Source organism: Porphyromonas sp. HMSC065F10, assembly GCF_001808555.1.
In the GTDB taxonomy this organism is placed as follows: domain Bacteria; phylum Bacteroidota; class Bacteroidia; order Bacteroidales; family Porphyromonadaceae; genus Porphyromonas_A.
Window position 1 is genome coordinate 1 of record NZ_KV793746.1, and the last position, 3,229, is coordinate 3,229.

Annotated in this window: 1 protein-coding gene; it reads right to left on the reverse strand. The window is 56.9% G+C overall.

Translation table 11 applies throughout. The annotated features are described in order from the left end of the window. Nucleotides 1-226: 226 nt before the first annotated feature. A complete protein-coding gene (locus tag HMPREF2890_RS01070) occupies nt 227-3,109 on the reverse strand; it encodes a M16 family metallopeptidase (protein ID WP_070464156.1) in 2,883 nt (960 codons plus the stop codon). Nucleotides 3,110-3,229 lie beyond the last annotated feature (120 nt).

Consider the following 3,229-nt stretch of genomic DNA (forward strand, 5'->3'; position numbering starts at 1 on the left):
ATCAACTGTGTACTTTTTCCAGGAATCGCATACGTAGTCGGGGATTTCTAATACCGATATTAGAGAAGCCTAATATCGGTATTAGAGAAATCTAATATCGGTATTAGATAATTCTTTTACCGGTAAAAGAATTGTGCGAGAAAGGAGAGGGGAAAAAGAGAGCCACAGTGGGGCGGGTGCTCCACTGCGGCTCAGTGATTGATTAGGGGTGTGTCTCCTCGCGCGATCAGGCGGCGGGCTTAGTGGCAGCCTCCTTGGCTGCGGGCTCACCGATGGCGATCATCTCGAGGTAGGTGTTGTCGGTCATGATGTTCTTGAGGTACTGGCGGACATCCTCGATGGTGATGCTGTCGAGTGTCTCGAGTAGCTTGTCATTGGTATTCCGGTCACGGAGCACCTGCATCTCGAGCTGGTTCATCCAGTAGCTGTTCTTGTGCTGGTTCTCGTCAAATTGCTTCTTCATATTGAGGACAGCCTTCTCGAAGAACTCCTTATTCATACCCTTCTCGACCATCTCCTTCATCTCGTCCTTGACTCTCTGATTGAGGTGCTCGGCCTGCTCCTTATTGGTCTGGAAGACGATCATCATCTGAGAGGTGGGGGTGGGGAACTCGTCCTCTGAGCCCATGGCGGAGACACCGTAGGTGCCGCCCTCCTCCTCACGGATGGAGACGAGGTACTGCTGGTCGAGGATTGAGCTGAGGATCTCGGCCATGAGGATGTTCTTGAGGTCGTAGGTGGGGTTGTCCTTGATCAGCATATCGATGACAAAGACTGAGGGCGTACTTACCTCGTAGGTGAAGTGGTGGTCGCTTGACTTCTTAGCCATCGGGAGGGCGAGCTCACGCTGCCAAGTCTCACCGCGAGCGGTATTGGGCAGGGTGGCGATGTAGCGCTCTACGAGAGGCTTGATGGAGTCGAGCTCGAAGTCACCAACGATGAAGAAGGTGAAGTCGCCCATATCGGAGAAGCGGCTCTTGTAGGTCTCCAGGATCTTGTCGTAGTTGAGAGACTTGATCTGGTCGATCGTGAGGGGAAGTGCCTCAGGATTGCCACCGTAGATCATAGAGGGAAGAGAGTCGCGGAGTACGGTCTGGGTGGGGTTGCTCTTGGCCGCCTCCAGCATCGCTACCTGACGGTCGCGGGCAGCGCTAAAGAGTGCAGTATCCTTACGGAGGTCAGTGGTGATGAGGTGGATCGCCTGGAAGAGCTGCTCAGCATCGCTCTTGGCAGCGTAGCCGGAGATCGTCTCGCTGGTGCGACCGATGGATGCGGAGACGGAGACCTTGCGACCGGTGAGGATCTTCTCGATCTCATTGGGCGTGTGGCCACCGTAGCCACCTACTCCGGCGAAGTCATTGGCAGCGCGGACGTTGATGTCCCTCGGGTCCTCGCGGACGATACCGCCGGGGCTGACGGCGCGGATGTTGATCTCATTGTCGGCATAGTCGGTCGGGAGGAGGTAGACGCTGATGCCATTGGAGAGCTCCCACTTGGTGGACTTGAATGCCTGGTCGGCCTTGGTGGCTACGACAGCACCGGGCTGAGGCAGTTGCTCCATCAGGTTCTCTGAGGAGACGGTCTCCTTGTAGGGCTCCACCTCCTGCTTCATCCCCTTGTCAAACTCCGCGAGCAGCTCCTCGGGGGTCGGGTAGGTGAGGCCGTCCTTCTGCACCGCCATGATGGAGATGAAGAAATTCTGCCCCGCCTGCTCGGGGATCATCTGTGCCAGCTGCTGATTGATTGCCTGGACGTTGATCATCTGGGCCATCTGCTGAGCGAGCATAGCCTCGGTCTCGATGCCGGGGATGTAGCCGCCGCGGGTGAAGTAGGCGGAGTACTCAATGGCGTAGTCCTCGTTGGTCCTATTCTTTTTCTCCTTGACCCCGTTGTCGAAGTCAGCGAGGACTTTCTTGATCACACGGCTGTACTCTCCCTCTGTGAAGCCGTACTTGCGGGCACGTGCCAGCTCGGCGGTCAGTGCCTCGAGGGCACGGGCATACTTGCCCTCCTCAGCGATCACATCGGCCTGGAAGGCATCCTCCGTCTGTGCGACGATGAAGGAGCCGATGCCGACAGAGGCGTGCAGGAAGGGGGCATTGGGCTGCTCGAGGATCTCATCGAAGCGATTGGCAAAGAGCTGACTGATGACATTGGACATAAAGTCACTGAGGAAGCCGACGGCAGTCCCCTTGAGCTCCCTGGGCATCGCATCGTAGGTCTGTGCGATAGAGACCCGCGTGCCGGTGACCTCGGGATTGGTGATCACAGCCGCCATGGGCTCTGGACGATCCGGGACGTCAAAGTAGATGCGCTCAGCGGGGTTCTCCGGCATCGGGATGGAGGAGAAGGTCTTCTTGATCTGAGCCTCTACGTGGTCCACGTCGATGTCTCCGACGACGATGATCGCCTGGAGATCGGGGCGGTACCACTTGTGGTAGTAGCTGCGGAGGGCGTCGTAGGGGAAGTGCATCACGACATCCATCGTGCCGATCGGCATACGATGTCCGTAGCGGTGATCCTCCGGGAAGGCTGAGGCCAGCAGCTGCTCGAGGGCGCGCATGGAGCCGTTGTCTCTCGTACGCCACTCCTCCTGGATCACACCGCGCTCGTTGTCGATCTCCTCATCGGTGAGGTCGAGGTAGCCACTCCAGTCGTGGAGGATCAGGAGGCAGGAGTCGACGAAGTTCTGATTCGTCGTCGGGGCGTTCATGATCTGGTAGACCGTCTCATCGATGGCGGTGTAGGCATTGAGGTTGGAGCCAAATTTTACACCATTCTTCTCCAGATAGTCGATCATGCCCTTGCCGGGGAAGTTCTTGCTCCCCTGGAATGCCATGTGCTCAAGGAAGTGAGCGAGACCGCGCTGGGTATCCTCCTCGAGGACGCTACCGACGCGCTGAGAGATGTAGAAGTGGGCTCTATCCTTGGGCTTCTCGTTGTGGCGGATGATGTAGGTGAGCCCGTTGTCGAGCTTGCCCATCCGCACATCCTTGTCGATCGGCAGCGGAGGGGTCTGCTGCTGTGCATCCTGCGCTCTACCGGGGAGTATCGCCACAGCGGCGAGACTCATCACTCCGGAGAGGAGGGTAAGAAAGTGGTTACTCATGTGTTGATTGATTTTGTATATAAGTTTTGTAGTTTTATTCGTAGGCAAATTTAGGGGAAAAAGTTGGTAGTCTCAAGTCCTAAGGTACTCCTCGATTCCGCAGGCTGGAGATTTGTTGCG